Origin of the sequence: Sporofaciens sp. JLR.KK001 (assembly GCF_036941055.1) — a bacterium.
Lineage (GTDB): Bacteria > Bacillota > Clostridia > Lachnospirales > Lachnospiraceae > Sporofaciens.
On sequence record NZ_JAYMNO010000002.1, the window covers coordinates 973,373 to 991,748 of the forward strand.

Genomic DNA, 18,376 nt, shown 5'->3' on the forward strand with positions numbered 1-18,376 from the left:
TTTTACGGGAATCCATGCTAAAAAGTTTTTGATGTGGTATGTGATGTTCAGTGATCTTCTTACATTTTTTGTGATGTTCTATCAAAGTCCTGGCATTTTGAGGCTGTTGCTGCATGCCGGAATTATAGTTGGCTTTCCTGTTTTCTGCTTAAAAATAAAATGGTCAGATGCGGTTGCTCCGGCGATGATTATTTTAACGCTATTCACTTTCATGGAGGGTTTTCAGACAGTTTTCATGCGTTTCCTTTCAGGACAGGAGACAGATTTCAGCACGGCGATTGTTATACAGATACTGGTGTCAGGCATATTGACTGTGTTATTGGTTGTGACATTAAATTATATTTCTAAAACCTATTTTTTTACAGGACAGCAAAAGATCTCCCATTGTTTGTATGCACTGCTTTTTCCATGTATCTTTATTGTGTGGGCCATCCGCAGCGGCCTGAGTCTGGATATGTGGATGGATTCTGGCACAGGACATTTATTGCCGGGAAATCAGTCAAATCTGTGGGCATTGTTCTGGATTTTGGGCGCATGTGCTGTTTTTTTTATTATATTAAGATTAGCGGGCAGGATTGTGATATTGTCCATGCAGGAAACAGATCAGAAAAGGCTTGAAGACCAGATGAAAGAGCAGTCTATCTATTTAGAAGAAGCCAAGATGAGAAATGAAAAATACCGCAGGTTCCACCATGATATTGATAACCACTTTCTGGTTTTATCAGGTTTAATCCATGAAAAGAAATATGAGGAGGCAGAGATCTATTTTGAGAACCTGCATAAAGCTTCGGATCATCTGCTGATTGGGATTGAAACAGGAAATCCGGTTATAGATATTCTTTTGAATGAGAAAATCAATTATGCGCGTTCAAATGGCATTGAAGTGAAATATGATATCCGGTTTTCATCGGATTGTCCTGTGGAGGACTTAGATTTGTGTGTGATCTTTGCGAATGCAATGGACAATGCGATTACGGCATGTATGAAAGGAGACATAGAGCAGCCAGAGATTTCTGTTATGGTCTGTAAGCGGCACCATTTTCTTATCCTTGAAATTGCAAATCCTGTAAGTGCAGTATATCAGGCAACAGAATATGGAACCGGATTAAAAAATATCAGGCATACTGTTGAAAAGTATGAAGGAACAATGGAGATAGAAGAAAGCAAAAATTATTTTAAATTGACGGCATTGTTGTGTTTAAAACCGTTTACGAAGGAGGAACCGCCGTTCGCGAAAAGCCGCTTGCGTAAATAAAATTTTGTCCGATATATCTTGAAAGATTATAACAAATGGAGGTAGATGATATGATAAACAATGTAAAACCCGGTTATGTGAATCCATTGACTATGGTAGGGAGCAGTAAAAACAAGCAGGCAAAACCTCTTTACTTAGAGGGAATTGAGACAGCGGAAAAGAGAAAAAGATCCTTAGAAGCAGAAAAGCAATCTATTCAGAATTCCCTGTTGCTTATGAAAGGAACTTCTGGCGATGCAGGGAGTTCAGAAGAAAATATTGAGTTGTTAGAAAAGAAACTTGAGGAAATCACAAAAGAGCTTGAGACAAACCGACAAGAAACTGTGGAGACAGTGACAGCCAAAGAAGAACGAGTGGAAGAAAGTGGAGGACTTATCACGCATAATCATTTCGATACGTATGAGAAGTCAGAGCATAAAGAGTCGGCAGGATGCTATAAAGTAGTGAATGACGATAATAAAGGTTATAAAATAGAATACGATGTGGATTGATTGAAAATAGATGAAAGGTGTAATGGAATTATGAATATATCAGACGTATGTAATAACAAAATCGAAATTTGAAAACAGAACTGTCAATAGGAAAGGACGAATGTTAAATGAAGATATATGGGAATTATAATCATATCTTTTCAGAGTTAAACAAAAAATGTAATGGTCGTTTGCAGAAACCTGGAAATAATAAAAGTTCAAATATCAAGGGAAAATTACAGGAGATAACGTTGTTTGCTAATCAGGTTTCAAAAGATAAGGTTCATATTTCGCAAGAGGGTCTTGAGTATATGAAGGAAAATTTACATAAGGAAGAAAACATACAAAATTATATGCCTATGCCGCAAGAAGAGCAGGAAATATATAATTATATTCAGTCTCATCTTAATGTCAATACATTGACGACATGCGACTGTACAGAGATTATATCTAAAGATTTGTGGGAGATGTATAAGGATTTACAATCAAAAGAAGAAGATTTTTTGAATATAAACAGTCATATCGGAAATTTGATGGAAGCATATACTTATATGTATAATAAGATTGTAGATGGATATAGTGACGGTACTAGGGAAGTATGGATAAAAGATAATAACACAGGTGATGACTTTAACGGGATCGAATTTATAAGTAATGGAAGAATGGAAAGTTATAGAAAACTTACCATGGAAGAAGAGCTTGCTACATTAGATCAGGCTTTTGAAAAGTATGCGCAAGATATTGAAGATCATGTAAATTATGCAATTATGATTGACAGAGTATCTCCAAGCGTATTAAAAACTATGGAAGAATTGAAGAAGATCGCCGAGGAACGGCATAATCGGAATATAATGCAGGAATTGGAGACAAAAGAAAATATAACACAGGGACGTGAACTGAAAGAACTTAAAGAGAAGTATGAACGTCCTAAGAATGTGCCGATATATAGGATGCTTATGGATGCAAGATTAAAGTGGATTGAACAAGGAAAAGTATATAGATAAATTTCTATGTAAGACATTGTAATAGCGTTTTTTCTATTCGGGGAGGTCGTGTAATGCAAATTAATACCAGTTCATTGTTTGTGAATTTAAACGGCAGACCGCCGGTACTTCAGAATGGATTTCTCAAACTGATTGATAAAAAAATGCATTCCTTTTATGGAGGCAATGAGGAGATTACGAAGGCTAATACACTTTTATATAAATATCGGAAGGCTAATCCGATAAAAATCTTTGAGAAGGATCAGAAATCTAAACCAGTAGAGAATGTTTCGGACATACCGCATGAGTTTTTGGTCAGTCTAAACAAAGAAGAATACTCGTGGGATGAATTCCGGTTTCAGAAAGCATTTGATATTGGAGGGAGCGGGAATTTAGATGAGATTTTAAGCAGGCTTGCGGCGTCTTATGTAACTGCGTCTGAGCACATGAATGCTCATTTTAGCGGTACGGAGTTTGAAGCTCACAGGGTTCAATTGGATGCGGCGGTTTCTAAGGTCATGGAGCAACGGGCAAATGTTTTTGTAGAGAATGTAGGGGGATTTCTGGAGAGTAATGGATTTGCTGGTGAGAAAAACAAAATATATGACATCATTACATCCGAATATAACAATAAAATTCAGCAGTACAATGAATTTATTAAGAATCACAGAGATTATGCAAATCTAAAAGGAACGGAGTACGAATGGCTGTCGGAGGATATTGCTTATATGGCTCAGGAGTTGAGGAGGGCCTGTGATACAGTACAGGAGCCAGGTAAATCTGAAAGATATAGCCTAGAAGAAATCTCTCTGGCCAATCGTTTGGTGCAGGAGTTGACGTTTGACGGATTATTTGACAGCCTTGGAAATGAAGAAAGCTTTGGATTAGATGCCGGAATGTTATTATTGAAGACACAGTTATTTTCTGGAAATAGTATGGTGTCAAGGCAGTTTGCAGATAAGATGACAAAAGCTGTAAATACCCGGATAGATGATGTGCTTAACAGGATCAATGACCGGATACGGAGACTGTATGACGATCCTTACTATGATAAGGAAAGAGCACCGATGTATGATAAGTCCGAGATCTATGATGTCAGCAAAATGATGTTGAAGATTTATAAAGAAAAAGGTACTTACTCGGAAACAATTTTGGCAGGTATAGAATATGCCCTAAATAGAAGCAGGAGTAAAGAAAACGCAAATGCAATTGTGGACAGATATAAGACGAATTATTATTGGAAAAGATTTTATGATAATTCCGAATGTTTCCGGCAGTTTTATTATTCAGAAGGGGTTGATCGGAGGACATCGTATCAGAAACTGATAGATTCATGGAATTCTTATGCTTACGATGTTTCAAAGCTTCAGGAATGCCAAGTGGCTATAAACCGTATGTCCGTATTAGCATAACGAATATTTGTTATAAGTTAAACACCGACGATAAAAGTTGGGTGTAAAAATTATGAATATATCAGGTATTTCTTATCATGGAAATATACAAAAGACAGGAGGCAAACTTACTTGCATAACGGAGCTGTTTGCCATGTCAATGGAGAGTGCTTATAATGGAAGGGGGCGAGATATCCTGGGGAATACCGTGTATTCAGCAAAAACAGCGGTTCAAAAGGCACTTGGCAGATTAGGCATACCTGAGAATAATGCGGAGAGAACGGAAAAATTATTTTATGAAGTGTTTTTGGAGTTCTTAAAATAATGCAGGTATTAATGTGGGTAAATGGTGGATTTCTGCAAAAGGCGGTCAGCATTGTAGATGGCAGTAGAAGTAGCACTATTGGTTTGGCCATGAGCGTACCAGTATATTTAGTAGAGGAGATATCGCATAATGAATATATCAGGTGTTTCTTATCATGGAAATATGCAAAAGACAGAGCAGCAGCCCATTCAGCCATTACAGGGTGAGGGAAGAAAGGGCGCATTGACAGGGATGAAGCTGTCAGAAGGAAAAAGATTGGACAGTTGGGAAATTACACATGTGCAAAGTGAGAATTCTGTTTCATTGGCAAATACATACCAACCAGGGGGCAGCATTAAGGTGGTGCACACTGAAGATAGGCATTATTTAAGAAATACGGAACAGTATTTCGGAGTATTTGACCAATATGCAAAAGGGCAGATCAGTGAAGATGAATTTATAGCATATTCTGCTGCGTTTAAAAGTGAAGTTAAAAATACTCTGAACACGGATGATTGGGTAGGGGGTATCAACGCCCTTGTGAAAGAGATGAGAGAGAATATCTCGAAAGGAATTTCCAATACCCCAGATAACCTGAAAACAAAACTTTCTACAGGTGGAATAGAGCTTACTTGGAAAGAATTAATGAATATGCAAAAGACAGGAAAGTACATAGATAAATTTTTAGATGCCGGAGGTGCGGGCACCTATATGACTTATGCAAACATAGGGATTGCAAGGGCCTATGTGCATAAATCGGGGTTGGGTCTGACGGAAGATCAGGTAAAATTTTTAAGTGAAGCGGTAGAAAAAAAGATAGACAGGAAGTTGGAAAGTTCAAGGCTTATTTTAGAACTGGCGGCAGCGGTTAAACAAAATCCCATGTGGGAAGGGTACTATATCGGTGGAACCGGAACACAGCCGGTTGCTTCCAATACAAAGATGATTTCCGAGATCACAGAAGCATTTTCTAAGATTGATCCGAATGATAAAAGTACTTATGATGCGGCTGTAGACAGATTTCAGGAGATTATGCGGCCATGGGAGACAATTTTTGCAAGCTATGTGGCAAGGCAAGCGCCGGGCTACGCAGCCACTCATGTGCAGGAGAAAGAGCATCATTCCCGGGCAGGATTTCAGGCTATTTGGAATGGAACATATTAGAAAAAAGGGGTATTGTTTCAAGACAATTATGTGGTGTGGTTAGCGTTTTTGAGGTCATATGAAAGAAATAAATATTATGTCAAATAATTTGAGCAAGAAGAAGTGGGTATGTGTAATAGTCGGTTTGATATTGGTCGGTACAGCAATTATGTATATAAGTCCAATAGCTTTTGTTTCTGATGGAGTATTAACAAGAAAAAAAGTAAACGAATATAAGATGCAGTATGACTTGGGAGCAACCCGTAGACATGACTATCAAGCGACCGATATTTATCTTGTTTATTTTGGGTTTGAAAAAGTATTAGTTCAGAAAGAAGACATGCATGAAGGATATGATATAGAGTTAGTGCGAATTATGCCTTTTTTATATAGGTGGAAACGTGAGCCAAAAGAAAGTGTCTTTAGAGTTACTATTGGAAACAAAAAATATTATTATACCATAGTTTCGACATAGTTATGTTCTTTCTATTCGGGGAGGTCGTGGTATGCAAGTTGAACAGTATGTTCGCTGAAATTCCTAATCGGTTTAAAGAGGTGATAGTTATAGGTAAGATTATGATTTTGAAATTTTCGGACAAAGAAAAACAAATCATGGAGCAAGTGCGGTCCATCATCAAGAATGAAACCAATGTAGAATATACTGAAGTCATGCCAAAGTCGGTATTGTATTTTAAGGATTTAAAAATACAGTTAAAAGAACAGGAAGTCTATCGAAAAGATAAACGGATTCCATTGAGCCATCAGGAATTTCTTGCACTTCGGCTTCTGACAGAGCATCCGGGATGGATATGTACAAAGGAACAAATTTATGATGCGGTATACGATGGAAAATTTAAGGAGGAGATAGATAATATTATTTATTGTTTAATACGCAGCCTGCGTAAAAAACTGGAAACAAATTCACGATATCCTGAATATATTCAGACTGTCAGAGGCGCAGGATATAAATTTGCAATCCCAGAGGAGTAATCCTCTGGGATTATTTTCTGCCTGAAAAAACCTATGTTGTGCGTACAAAAAAACAGTTGCGCTTTTCTGTTTTAGAACGTACAGAGATAGTAAAGATATATTTCAAAAAGTAAACTTTTTGGCATAGCAAAAAACAGGCGGAAATCCTGTACCAAAATGTATACATGACGGCTTTTGGCATATGCCGGAAAAAGTGTGAACATTTTGGCACGCTTTTCAGAAGGAGGATAGCGGATATGGCTGTATACGTGTATCACAGAACCAGTACGAGGGATCAGCATCTTGACAGGGGGATTCATGAGATTCAAATATTTTGCAAGGAACACGACTTGGAACTGGAGAATATTTTCACAGACCAGCAGACCGGAAAGAATTTTAACAGACCGAGGTATATGGTTCTTGTGGAAGATGTTCTCCGGGAGGGGGATATTCTGCTTGTGACAGAGTTAGACCGATTAGGCAGGAATAAACGGGATACTATGGTGCAGATCCGGAAACTGCAGAGCAGGGATGTCCGGCTAATGGTGCTGGAACTCCCGACAACACTGATGGATCTGTCCAAGATGGATAACTCTATGGCACGCCTGATGATGGAAACGATCAACAACATGATGTTGGAGCTTTACGCTTCCATCAGTGAAAGCGAGATTCAGAAAAAGGAGAAGCGTCAGCGTGAAGGAATTGCCATGAAGAAGCTCCGAGGAGAATGGGATGATTATGGACGGCCGCCCGCAATCAAAGAAGAAGAATTTGCCAAGGCATACCAGAGAGTAACGGCTGGCGAGATTACACAGGCAGAGCTGAAGCGTGAGTTGGGCTTATCTCACACTACTTTTTACCGCTACCGGAAAAAATATTTTGAAAAAAATCCGGAAATTTTCCAATCTCAGAAAAAATGACACTATTACTTATATGAAAGCAAAATTTTTAGAGGAGGTAATAGCGTTATGAGTGAAAAAAGAGAAGGAGCATTGTTCTATGACAAAGAAAGCGGACGGTATGATATCCGGTTTGGGCTGGATTCGTTCTATGGAGGGCTGCATTGTGGAGACTGCTTCGACCTGAAGGTGGATAATGCCTGGGTTTCGGCCAGGATTGAGATGGGGGATGAATGGTATCTGGCAGGACTGCCCCGGATGAGCCTTGACGGACTGATTGTGCGGATGTAAGAGAGATGGCCAGGTATTTGTGAGATGGAGAGGTCAACGGAGCAGGTATTTATGAGGTTTGAGGCAGATTATGATGTTGTGCTGGAGTGTATTCAGGAAGTATATGGTCTGGAAAGCGATAACCTGCGGCTTGGAAAGGATTTCCGCAAGACTATGGTGCTTCCCTTTTTGAAAATGCTGGAGAGACACTGTAGCGGCATCCAGGTGGAGAACTTACATAAGGTATTGTGGGAAGTCTATCAGGAGAGTACGGGCGGAATAGATTTTCTGGAGAAGGCAGACATCATTCTGAAACCATATTACAGGGAAATACAGTCGTTAGAACAAAATGTATGTATTTGACTGTGCTTCTTTATATGAGCGCAGGCTGCAAGAAAAATTCCGGCTAGGGCTAATTCTCTGCCGGAATTTTTACTTGGATAATCTGTAGTTGATTTTCTTAATCCGAACCGAACACATACAATCTTTCTGATTCTTTGAAAGTCTATTAAGTTCTGTCATTTCCGGTTCCGCTGAGTAACCGCACATTTAAAAGCTTTAATTATTGCAGGAGATAATTCTGGACAGTCATCATCAAAAACAATCGGATATTTTTTTGCTTCACTAATTTCCGCAAGTTGTTCTTCCGTAAGTTTTTGACCGGTCTCAATGGTGAATGTTTTAATCATAATCAATCTTCCTCTCTATTCATCTGTATTTAAAAATAGTCTGGGATCAAGCCCGGTTAGGGAAAGGTAGTAATGAGCCAGTCCGGGATCCATAAAATAACAGTAACAACGATCCGCTGGTTTAAAATCAAGGGTATCCGTCCCCATGGTCTCCCCATGAAAACCTGTAATTCCAGAAAGATACAGCCAATTTAACAAATGGTTGCAGGTGTCCCTTGAAATGTAAAGAGAATCATTTCTGGCGATTAATTCCTGTATTTCCTCATGAATACTGCTCTCTGCTCTTCTACTGCTGCTCTTTCGGCCTGCGATCCGGCAGATAGATAGAAAAATCTGCGTAAATATTCTGGTATCCTGAATATCTGTGAAATACCGGGTAGATTCATTTGTAAAGGTATCAATAATTTTTATCACTTCGCCGCGGGCCCGTTCTGTACTTTGCTTTTCCAGATAAGTTTTGACTACTTTAGGATATCCGCCAATTTGAAGATAGATATCGTATACAGCTTTTACCTTATTGCAAGTGCCATTATTCTGTAATGGCTTTGGTGGCAGATGGAGATATTGTGTATACAGCCCTTCATCATATGCCTGCAGAAATTCCTTGAAGGAGAGTGTATAAACAGAAAGCTTTCTCTGCCCCTCATTATGAGACTGGAATTTCGGGTTCAAAAACTGCCCAAGATAACTGCTGATCAAAATAAAACGGGATTGGAAGGGACAGCCGAGCTTTTGGATGCAGTTATATATTGCGGCAGACTCCTGTATTTCATCAATGATAATGACGGTATCATCGGAATCAATGAAATCAGACTCAAAGAGCCGGAGTGCGTTATAGAAAACGTACTCCGGATGTTTTGTATCGGGAACTCCAGCTATCGCCTGTCTGAAGCATTCCATGAACTGCTTTCCGCTTTGCTCAAAGAAATTGAAATAAATTTTATGCTTAAAGTGTCCATCTGCGAATTTATTGATGATATATGTTTTTCCTGCCTGCCGGGCACCGTTTACTTCTAAAATCCGGTGGAAGGAATCTTTTTTCCAATCCAGAAGTTGGTTGTAGATACTACGCTTCAGATACATTATAATATTCCCTTTCTGATTTCCTCAGTAACCATTCATTTTAAATATTTCCAAGTGTGCGGCAGAGATATTAATAGTTGTAGAGTCATTAAAAAAGCCACCTGTTAAGATCAGATGGCTCGGAAATACAGTCTGTTTTGTCACCCTGCTGTTTATACTGTCTGAAGATTCGCAAGCTGTTCTACTTCTGCTACACTAAGGGCCGAACATTCCGCAATCTCCTCGACTGTCAGCTTTCCCATTTTCAGCATCCTAAGTGCCGTTTCTTTTTTGCCTTGACTTATTCCCCGATTTAAAATAGTTCTTGCTTCTGTTTGAATCAATGGTCCTCTCATCATAGCACCTATGCCTTTCTGCACGTTTTCATATTTACGTGCGATTTCCTGGATCACATCGCTTGAAAGCTCCAGGATTGTCCGTTTGTCAAATGCGCCAATAATACCTTGCTTTTCCAGATCATCAAGTCTTTCTAAAATTATCCTATATTCTGTTTTCAGCTCTTCCAGTTTCTGCTCATTGTTATTATATTCCGAAAAACTTTTCTCATGTGAGAAAATATAAAATGGAATAAGCATTAATAAGCGTTTCTCAAAGATTTCATCCAGTGAATATGACTGCACCTTCATAATCGGGACATCATATTGTACCGTCCCGCCTGGAGTTATGATCACATATTTCATTTTATCCGGAGTTTTTTTATATGCCCGAAGATACATTACCGCCGTATTAGGAAATGTTACCGTCAGAGTTTCTTCTGTAACTTCGCCCTCATCAAGCGCTATCTGTGCGTCGTACTCGAAAAGACGGATTGTAATCTTCCCATCTGGTAAGCTGCTTTCACATTCAAGATGATACTTTTTAACTATTCTGCCAATAATCTGAAAATTAGTATCTGTTATTCGTTCCTTGTCAGCCGCATCCTGCTGGTCTAAAAAGTGTTCATTAGGGAAAAAACGAATCTCTTCTTCTCCCGTATAATGTTCGTCAAAAATTTCATTGATTACAGGTATAATCAATTTCCGGCAGTCATTCAGGATTGTCCGGAACGCGCCATCATATATATTTCCCATATGTTATCCTTTCTGTTTGGTGACTTTATCATATCATTTTTTACCTTTAAATTCAAGTATAGCTGTCTTCGCTGGTAAAACCTGCAGCGTTCCTATGTTGTTTTTGTGTCTGCCATCATCTGTAATCCTCGCAACAGTTTTTCAGCATTTTCCCGGAACTGTGGCAGGAAATCCTTTTCTAGATCATAACAGAGATAGAGGATGCCAAAGATCGGGTTCCATACTTGCCGCATAGTTGCTTCGTCCAGGAATCTTTCCACTTCTCTTATGAGCGTTACAAAATTCTTCTGGAATGTCGCCCACTCAATAAAGAAGTCATCATTAAGCGGAATACCAAAGGAATCAAACCATTCACGTATAGTCTGCGTCCTGGTATTGTTCCCACATCCTGGATTCATATAAAAGTATTCAATCACTGGTGCTTCTGAAGATGTTTCATCTTCCGGAAACACAATGACACGTCCGATTGGAAACATGGCGCACATAGCAGGTTTTGCTTTGTGGACGGAGCATTTGTGGTTTTTAAGCAGAGGGCACCGTTTGATGGAATCTCTGGGTTTCAGCCGGATGATCGGAAAGTGCGAATCCGGCCCGATATACAACTCGCAATACTGGCCGATGAATTCTTTTAAGGACAGCTTCAGTTCGTTTGCAATCCGGAAGAGATCCAGCGGTGTCAGCAGGATATCCTCCCGGTTGATGCAGCATTCCCCGCATTGTGTGCAGTGAAAACGAAACGGATCATCGGCAGCCAGTTTGTTATGTTCAATAGCGTTCATGATTTCTTCCATTCTTGTATTCATATGTAGTCCTCCTTGATTATGAAATCATTGCCTCTAAGGAAGCAATTAATTCTCTATTATTTCGCTCGTATTGTTCCTGAAACGGCTGATCCAGATCAAAGTCTGTGTATTTATATAACAGAAAGAAGAACAATGCCCTGTGCTTGTGTGTCTCTGGTATCTGCCTGAGCAGCCGCGCAATCTCTGGCACTGCCGAAATGTCTGCATTGACAAATGCTCGTCTTCCTGTGTGAAATACTGGTTCATCCAGTCCCGTGCTTTGAATTTTCTTCCTGTAAAATGGTGGCTCTTCTCCATACTGAGATAGTACTGAAAAGAGGAAGAATCATCCGGCTCCGCTACCAATGGATAAGTACGGCAGGCCCGCGGTTTTGCGGCCTGGATCGTACATCGGTTATCCTTTAGGAAAATGCAGGCATCGTCTGAGCCGACTGTCTTTAGTGTGTAGATAAAGTAACCGCACTCATGAATCGGAACCGGCTCTGCATACAGGGACAGTAAATGTTCTATGGAATCAAGAGATTTGTCCTGGCTTTGCAGGAACCTGGCGATCCGGTAGACATCCAGGCTCTCCAGCGGGACGCTGTCCTTTACATTGCGGCAGCATGCGCCGCAATGGTGACATTCAAAGTGTATCCGTTCATTCCACGCAATGGGAGTGACGTTTTCCATTAATGATTTCTTCATTTTGTTTTTTCCTCGTATATATAAATGTTAAAGTGAGCCATTCCGGATGGAATGGCCCTTGTTTAATCTTCGGTACACATTGCTTTTTCATATGCAAGAATCTGATCCCATGTCAGCCATTCGGGTTTTTCTCCTTCTGGAAAACTAAGCCACATCCTTTTCATGGATTCTATGTGCTCCCTTTCCTCTTTTGATGATAAGACGTCAGGATTCCGGTTACCGTATCCAAGGTAATAGTCGCAATCGCATCTGTATCTGTCCAGCATCTGATATTGAAATCTTTTATCTTCGTCAATCTGTTTTTCGTTGGATAAAATGATAAATGGTCTCCGAATCGGCAGATCCGGCTCGCCGTCAAATGCATTATATAGTGCAGAACATAGCTTTGGGTTGTTACGGCCTAATGTAATATCCTTCCATAAATGCCCATACTGGTCTTCATAGACTGGACGTGACCATGAGTCCGTACCAATCGGTTTCAGTTTTAAAGTGTCATTCTTGTTTTCTGGTGTATTCATACAGATTCTCCCTTCATTGATATATATTTTCTGATGTGGTTATCCCCATGTCTCTCCCAGGATTTCCAACAGATATTCTTCAAATGGAAAATCTGGAGGCAGGATTTCGCCTATTTTTGATTTTACTTCCTGAATGATTTCCCTAAAGTCTGTATAGGCCGGACGGAATAAAGAAGGGCTTCTGTTCAGGTCAAGGAAATAGAAATAATCACCCGTTTCCTGTTCAGAAAATTCATGGTCGCAAATCCGGTAACAGCTAAGATGATCAGCATTCCCATAGAAGCTCGCATCGTAATGACTGTTCAGGTAGTCACCGAAATTAAGGAAGACATCTGCTTCTGAAAATCTGTCATATAGCTCTGGTTTCTCTGCCTTCCAGATTGGAAGCATATGAGATAGGATTATAGAAGCAGACTCTTCAGAAATCAAAAGTCCATAACTATGAAAAACCGATATATCCATACTCATACCCAGTCCCTCCTTTGCAATAATATGTCTTTGAAAAAGTCTAAAGCGTCAAAAAATCCCTGCTGATAAGCAACCCGCCCATATTCGGAACCGCTTGCATTGCTTTCTTCCAGGGCATCGTCAATCAGGTCCCATTGTTCAGGCGTGAACATATCTTCTGACAGTCTGCCGGCCTTTTCTTTGGCTTTCTGCTTTGAATTCTGGTATCTCCTGTCTTTTCTAAGGGTATCCTCCAAAGCGGTATCGAGCCTGTTCCGGATGATCTGCTGCAGGACCGAGTGTCGGAACTCCGATGCCATATCGGTATCTGTATCTACAGTAGATTCAGCATTCGGATCTACATCAGATTTGGTAGCTGGATTTTGTTCTTCCTGTGTCCTATGGTTATCCGAAGCCATACGATATCCGGCCTGGTCTCTTTCCCGACAGATAATTTGGAACAGATCAGTAATTAACAGAAATCCTGCCTGCAGCCCCAGTTCCATGTACACACTGGTATTTTCATTGACCAGCTCATTTGCCGCGGATAACAACACCGAAGCTCCGTCTTCATCATATTGTTTGGCAACCTTTTCATAAGCCAGGTCTGCATCATCCAGACGTGTCTCGTAATTACGGTCATCCCGGTCTGGAACCATGCCGTATAACAGGTAATCTGCAACGCCTTTTACCGTTGCCCTCTCAAATATTTTCTCTGCAAATTTCATAATATTTCCTTTCCAAAAAGAAAGGTACGGCATCAAGCCATACCTTCCCATTCTCTTATCTAATGATTCTCTTTGCTTATTCTTTTCGTAATCCATACAGTAAATATGCCACGCCTTTCGGATGGCGGTCATCAAACCAGTGCCAGAGTTCTGTCCGTGTGATTCCGGCCGGAAATGAGATCCCCTGCAGTGTAAATGGTTCTGCAAAGAATTCGTCTCCGGCGTCCGGGACTTCCAAAGGTATATCAGAAAGCTCCTTCCACATGGCTTCTACCACCCGTCTGCACAGACCGGATTCCTGATCATAGTCACAGCCGTCACGGTTTACACATTCACTGCAGAGCAGTAAGCGCTTGCCGCAGGAAGGGCAGTTTGTCAGATACCCTTGTGACGCTGTATCCCATAAGACCGAGACCTCCGCATTGCAGTGCGGGCATAGTTCATAAATCTTTTCTTTCATGGCTGTTTCCCTTATTATGTGATAAGTGCTGGTTACGCAATCATCTCCAGGAACTGCTCTTCTGTCAGAACCGGAATGTTCAGCTCCTGGGCCTTTTTCAGCTTGCTTCCTGCCTTCTCCCCGCAGATCAGGTAATCGGTTTTTTTCGTTACGGAGCTTCCGGGTTTTCCTCCAAGCTCCAGGATCTTTGTGTTGATACCGTCGCGGGTAAAATGCGTAAGCTTTCCTGTCGCAACAACTGTTCGTCCCATAAATGGATTTTCTTTTACTTCTCTCATGATGTGTTCCTCCTTTGATTTGAATGTAAGTTCTTTCTGTAATTCTTTCCATAAACACAAGTTTTCTTCGTTGGAAAACCATGTGTGAATGTTGTGGTTCAGTATCTCCCCGAAGTCCTCCAGCGCTGTAAAGTCATAACTGCCGACAGCAGCGGCTTCAAAGTCATGAAGGTTTCCGGAAAATACGGTATTTAAAATACGGCTTTTGGTACGCCCCACCATGGGGATGTCCATTGCTACCAGGAAATGCACGAAGTCTGTCTCCCGGCTTCTGGTAATGGCGCTCCAGAGGCGTTCATAGGATTTCTCGCCAAATCCGTCCAGTGCAAGAATATCCTCGCGGTACAGATCCAGATGGTACAGATCCTGAAAGGAATCCAGATAGCCTAGCTCTAAGAACTTCTCCAACGTAGCTGAAGAGAGCCCTTCGATATCCATAGCCTTCTTCCCCACGAAATGCTCAAACTTCCGCAGGATCTGGCTGTCACATGCCGAATTGTTGCAGTGGACAGTCTCCACGATTCTGCCGTCGCTGGTTTTCCGCCGTTTAATCAAGGTGGCCGACTGGCAGCACGGGCAGAGCGGCGGGACCATATCCTGATATCTTCCCCGGTCCAGATTTTCCTCGATGTGGGGAATGATCATGTTCCGTTTGGAGATCAGGATCCTGCACCCTGGAACCAGCTCCAGATTCTTTATGAAGCTTAAGTTATGCAGGGATGCCCGTGATACTTCACAGCCGTCGATCTCAACCGTGTCAAAAACACCGACCGGCGCAATCTCTCCGAAGCGGGTAGGCGTCCATTCAATGTTTCGCAAAATGGTCTCATACTGCTCATCCTCAAACTTGTAAGCAAGCCCGTCCTTGTAATGGTGTCCTGTCTTCCCGCAGCTTTTGGAGTAACTGAGGCTGTCGAAGACTGCAACGATGCCGTCAATCGGGATGTGCCGCCTGGAAGCTTCGGTTACCAGCATGTCGATACTGGTGGCAGCCAGTTCTTCTGTCGGCGCCGGCCCTTCTATAGAAATATAGGGGCAGGTATCAAAGCCAAGCTCCTTTAAAAGCGAAAGCCGCATCTGCCTGCTGTCGCTGTAGGGACTTTCATCCAGCCCTTCTAATACATTGAATGGCGAGAAATAGACGCAGCGTTTTGCGCAGGTTTCCGGATTCAGGCTCCGTACTGTGCCTGAGACAAGATTGCGCGCATTACGGAATTTCTTTCCGTTGCTGTCTGTGAGTGTTTCTTTGAGACGTTCAAAGTCATTGATGTGGATGTAGGATTCCCCGGTGATGACCAGGCGTTTCCGGTAAGGGATTGATAAGGGGACATTCTGATAGGCAGGGAGATTGTGGGTGATTTCTTCGCCGACTTCTCCATTTCCACGGGTGGAAGCCTGTATCAGATGCTCGTCCTCATACACCAGTTTGGTCGTAAGTCCGTCCAGCTTCAGCATCAGTAATGCCGGGTTCCTGGCAAGAAGCGCTGTGATCTCCGTCACCTGCTTGGTCTTATCTAAGGAAAGCAAAGGGATGGGATGCTGCACTTTTGAAAGACTGCTGACCGGGTAATAGCCCACGGTCTGAGTCGGGGAATTGGAGAGGATGAATCCGGTCTCCTCTTCCAGCTTCTGAAGCTTGTCAAATAACTGGTCATATTCTTTGTCCGTGATCGTTGGTGCGTTTAGGTTATAATAAGCATTTCTGTGCTCATTTAATTCCTGCACCAGAGATGTGATTTCCTGAATCTGGTTCATGATATTCGTCCTTTCTTTTTGTTGTTTTGGGGTATTCCTAAGAAATAGTTCCGGGCAGACGCTGGAACAGGTTTTGAATGACATAACCATTTGAATCCTGACCTGATCTGCTGTAATAATAAGCGTGGTCAGACAGATATTCTGCCGGGTCCAGATAATCCCGGTTAACCTCCTGTATCATCTGATCCAGCTTCTCTTTGGAAGGAGCCTTGGATTTTGGGAACAAAAGCACTTCATGGATACTGCTTGGGATAATGTAGAAGTCCTCTTCAAAGAAATCTGCAATCTTATCCATCAGGTTTTTGCAGGTCATTAAGACAGCGCCGTTTGAGAAAAAGTCATTTGTTAAAAAATACATGGAATTAGTGTAGTCATTGGCAGAAAGAGCCGCATAATACTCGTTTTCCAGCAAACCTCTGTCCAGAAGAAACTGATCCAAATTGCCGAATTTTACTGGCAGCAAACGGTTATAATTTGCCAACGCCTGCTGATGCAGCTTAAGAGTATCAATCTCCCATTTCTTTAACAGCCCATCCCGGACTGGCATATCCAGGAGCATCCTGTCCGATTTCCCGATGAGATAATAGTAGACGATAGACAGGTCCTGGAATGGGATATGCGGGACTGTTTCCAAGAATGTACGGTTTTTCTCTGTGTTGACCAGCTTCATAATGATCTTGCTTTTGGCAGTAGAGAAATCATAGAGTTCCGTTTCATTTACCTGTATCACCGGCAAAGAGCGGTACAGGTCTGAAAGCCGGTCAATCACGGTATCAAAGTCCTTTGTTGCCTGATAAAATTCATAGAATTCTTCCAGATAGATTGTGGGAGAAGTATTTGAGGAAGGGCTTTTGAACACAACCCCGTGCTTCATCTCCCCATTGGATTTCAGTGTCTTTGTGAGGCTGAGACTGACATTGCCAATCTCCCGGCTCTGTAAGCCCTGTAAAACCTCGTTCCTAAATGTTTCGTATGTCATGTGAGACCTCCTTTTCTTGTGGTGTCATCCGAAGGGATTGTTTACTCATCCTCCTTCCGTCTGCGTTCAGGCAAAAAAAGAGAATGTACACCATAAGCGTCCATTCTCCCATTAAATGCAGAAAACCTGCAAAATGCAAAAGAGACATCTTCCCTTCTACAAACAAAAAAAGCCAGAAGATCCTATGCCGGGCATAGTGATTCTCCTGACTTCATATACAAACCTAAACTGCGTGTGATATCCTTTTCGGACTGACACAAAAAATAATTACAATATCATATTACCACTATATCTTGATGGTGTCAAATAACAAAATACAAAATATTGATTTATCTGTGTATATAATACTAAATATTGGGGATACTATATACAAAGGCTGCCAAAATTTGGAAAAGAGGATTGGAAATATCTACTTGATAAAAGAATGTATGTTCTATATAATGGGAGCTAATGCCAGATATATATGGGCAAATTACTGCAGGATAAAAAGGGTGGAGACGATGAGACAGAACATGGATGTATTTACTATATGTCCAGAATATGAAACCGGACATTTCAAGATAAGAAAACTGGAGGCAGAAGATGCAGAGGGGCTGTTTTCCTGTTATTCCGATCCGGAAGCAGCACGCTTTTTTAACGGGGACTGCTGTGGAGATGATTTTTATTATACGGATAAGGATAAGTTCCGGGGATGTGTGGAATACTGGCTGAGCCGATACGAGGCAAAAGATTTTGTCAGGTGGAGTGTTCTGGATAGGAAGACCGGGTTACTGATTGGAACGATGGAAGTGTGCCCATCTCTGAAGTATGCGGTTGACGGAAAGCAGATGGGGATTCTACGGATTGATTTAAAATCAGAGTATGAACGATTGCCGGTATTGAGGGAGTTGATGGATGTATTAATTTGCCATATCTATGAGGATTTTGAGGTTGCTTCTATCCTCATGAAGATCCAGAAGGATGCCGGAGAGAGACAGAAACTGATAAAAGAATACCAGTTTGTAGCCGCAAGGGAAGAATGTAATATTTCCCTGGAAGACTATTATATCAGGTACTGTTAGCCATAAGGGATGTGCAGCGGCATATAAGACAGATACCGCAATGAGATCATCGTGCGCATGAGTTTTGCAGGTAAAAACCTTTTTGTATGTTGCTGAAAAGAGCCGCCCAATATGAGCGGCTCGTAATATTTCCT

23 protein-coding genes are annotated in these 18,376 nt (G+C 41.4%); 12 read left to right on the plus strand and 11 right to left on the minus strand.

What is annotated here, in order from left to right; genetic code table 11:
• Window positions 1–184 precede the first annotated feature (184 nt).
• The 11 genes from VSQ62_RS29910 (at window position 185) to VSQ62_RS29960 (ending at window position 8,047) form a co-directional block, all read left to right on the plus strand.
• Window positions 185–1,255 (plus strand): sensor histidine kinase, encoded by a 1,071-nt coding sequence (locus VSQ62_RS29910; protein WP_334638493.1) that lies wholly within the window; start codon window positions 185–187, stop codon window positions 1,253–1,255.
• Between the two features lie 50 nt (window positions 1,256–1,305).
• Window positions 1,306–1,746 (plus strand): hypothetical protein, encoded by a 441-nt coding sequence (locus tag VSQ62_RS29915; protein WP_334638494.1) that lies wholly within the window; start codon window positions 1,306–1,308, stop codon window positions 1,744–1,746.
• Between the two features lie 107 nt (window positions 1,747–1,853).
• Window positions 1,854–2,729 (plus strand): hypothetical protein, encoded by an 876-nt coding sequence (locus VSQ62_RS29920; protein WP_334638495.1) that lies wholly within the window; start codon window positions 1,854–1,856, stop codon window positions 2,727–2,729.
• 53 nt (window positions 2,730–2,782) lie between these two features.
• Window positions 2,783–4,120 carry a hypothetical protein gene (locus VSQ62_RS29925; RefSeq protein WP_334638496.1) on the plus strand — a complete coding sequence of 446 codons (1,338 nt, stop codon included), beginning with the start codon at window positions 2,783–2,785 and terminating at the stop codon, window positions 4,118–4,120.
• A gap of 133 nt (window positions 4,121–4,253) precedes the next feature.
• The gene (locus tag VSQ62_RS29930) at window positions 4,254–4,424 is read left to right on the plus strand and encodes a hypothetical protein (RefSeq protein WP_334638497.1); all 171 of its coding nucleotides are present in this window, start codon (window positions 4,254–4,256) and stop codon (window positions 4,422–4,424) included.
• Between the two features lie 129 nt (window positions 4,425–4,553).
• A complete protein-coding gene (locus VSQ62_RS29935) occupies window positions 4,554–5,567 on the plus strand; it encodes a hypothetical protein (RefSeq protein ID WP_334638498.1) in 1,014 nt (337 codons plus the stop codon).
• Window positions 5,568–5,625: 58 nt separating this feature from the next.
• Complete coding sequence (locus VSQ62_RS29940) at window positions 5,626–6,021, plus strand: hypothetical protein (protein WP_334638499.1); 396 nt, start codon at window positions 5,626–5,628, stop codon at window positions 6,019–6,021.
• 47 nt (window positions 6,022–6,068) lie between these two features.
• Window positions 6,069–6,536, plus strand: coding sequence for a winged helix-turn-helix domain-containing protein (locus tag VSQ62_RS29945; RefSeq protein WP_334638544.1), 468 nt, complete (start codon window positions 6,069–6,071; stop codon window positions 6,534–6,536).
• A gap of 236 nt (window positions 6,537–6,772) precedes the next feature.
• Window positions 6,773–7,435: a recombinase family protein gene (locus VSQ62_RS29950; RefSeq protein ID WP_334638500.1), complete on the plus strand. Its 663-nt coding sequence runs from the start codon at window positions 6,773–6,775 to the stop codon at window positions 7,433–7,435.
• Window positions 7,436–7,483: 48 nt separating this feature from the next.
• Window positions 7,484–7,705 carry a DUF5348 domain-containing protein gene (locus VSQ62_RS29955; RefSeq protein WP_334638501.1) on the plus strand — a complete coding sequence of 74 codons (222 nt, stop codon included), beginning with the start codon at window positions 7,484–7,486 and terminating at the stop codon, window positions 7,703–7,705.
• A gap of 51 nt (window positions 7,706–7,756) precedes the next feature.
• A complete protein-coding gene (locus VSQ62_RS29960) occupies window positions 7,757–8,047 on the plus strand; it encodes a hypothetical protein (RefSeq protein WP_334638502.1) in 291 nt (96 codons plus the stop codon).
• A gap of 155 nt (window positions 8,048–8,202) precedes the next feature.
• On the opposite strand, the gene VSQ62_RS29965 is transcribed toward VSQ62_RS29960, so the two are convergent.
• The 11 genes from VSQ62_RS29965 to VSQ62_RS30015 all read right to left on the minus strand — a co-directional run bounded on the left by VSQ62_RS29965 (window position 8,203) and on the right by VSQ62_RS30015 (window position 17,181).
• Window positions 8,203–8,373, minus strand: a complete 171-nt coding sequence (locus tag VSQ62_RS29965; RefSeq protein WP_334638503.1) for a hypothetical protein — start codon at window positions 8,371–8,373, stop codon at window positions 8,203–8,205.
• Window positions 8,374–8,388: 15 nt separating this feature from the next.
• Window positions 8,389–9,456: an AAA family ATPase gene (locus VSQ62_RS29970; RefSeq protein ID WP_334638504.1), complete on the minus strand. Its 1,068-nt coding sequence runs from the start codon at window positions 9,454–9,456 to the stop codon at window positions 8,389–8,391.
• A 152-nt stretch (window positions 9,457–9,608) separates the two neighbouring features.
• The gene (locus VSQ62_RS29975; RefSeq protein ID WP_334638505.1) at window positions 9,609–10,472 is read right to left on the minus strand and encodes an RpnC/YadD family protein; all 864 of its coding nucleotides are present in this window, start codon (window positions 10,470–10,472) and stop codon (window positions 9,609–9,611) included.
• A 146-nt stretch (window positions 10,473–10,618) separates the two neighbouring features.
• On the minus strand, window positions 10,619–11,329 hold the full coding sequence (locus tag VSQ62_RS29980) for a YkgJ family cysteine cluster protein (RefSeq protein WP_334638506.1): 711 nt from the start codon (window positions 11,327–11,329) through the stop codon (window positions 10,619–10,621).
• A 45-nt stretch (window positions 11,330–11,374) separates the two neighbouring features.
• Entirely contained in the window at window positions 11,375–12,016 is a 642-nt protein-coding gene (locus tag VSQ62_RS29985) for a YkgJ family cysteine cluster protein (RefSeq protein ID WP_334638507.1), read from the minus strand.
• A 62-nt stretch (window positions 12,017–12,078) separates the two neighbouring features.
• The gene (locus VSQ62_RS29990) at window positions 12,079–12,534 is read right to left on the minus strand and encodes an LPD11 domain-containing protein (protein ID WP_334638508.1); all 456 of its coding nucleotides are present in this window, start codon (window positions 12,532–12,534) and stop codon (window positions 12,079–12,081) included.
• A gap of 39 nt (window positions 12,535–12,573) precedes the next feature.
• A complete protein-coding gene (locus VSQ62_RS29995) occupies window positions 12,574–13,002 on the minus strand; it encodes a hypothetical protein (protein WP_334638509.1) in 429 nt (142 codons plus the stop codon).
• On the minus strand, window positions 12,999–13,709 hold the full coding sequence (locus tag VSQ62_RS30000) for a hypothetical protein (RefSeq protein ID WP_334638510.1): 711 nt from the start codon (window positions 13,707–13,709) through the stop codon (window positions 12,999–13,001). Before VSQ62_RS30000 ends, VSQ62_RS29995 begins: the two co-directional genes overlap by 4 nt.
• A gap of 76 nt (window positions 13,710–13,785) precedes the next feature.
• Window positions 13,786–14,169, minus strand: coding sequence for a hypothetical protein (locus VSQ62_RS30005; RefSeq protein ID WP_125129220.1), 384 nt, complete (start codon window positions 14,167–14,169; stop codon window positions 13,786–13,788).
• Window positions 14,170–14,201: 32 nt separating this feature from the next.
• Complete coding sequence (gene ligA, locus VSQ62_RS30010) at window positions 14,202–16,202, minus strand: NAD-dependent DNA ligase LigA (protein ID WP_334638511.1); 2,001 nt, start codon at window positions 16,200–16,202, stop codon at window positions 14,202–14,204.
• Window positions 16,203–16,239: 37 nt separating this feature from the next.
• Window positions 16,240–17,181: a DUF5688 family protein gene (locus VSQ62_RS30015; RefSeq protein WP_125129218.1), complete on the minus strand. Its 942-nt coding sequence runs from the start codon at window positions 17,179–17,181 to the stop codon at window positions 16,240–16,242.
• Window positions 17,182–17,681: 500 nt separating this feature from the next.
• On the opposite strand from VSQ62_RS30015, the gene VSQ62_RS30020 reads away from it, so the two are divergent.
• On the plus strand, window positions 17,682–18,242 hold the full coding sequence (locus VSQ62_RS30020) for a GNAT family N-acetyltransferase (RefSeq protein ID WP_285825884.1): 561 nt from the start codon (window positions 17,682–17,684) through the stop codon (window positions 18,240–18,242).
• The last annotated feature ends 134 nt before the right edge of the window (window positions 18,243–18,376 follow it).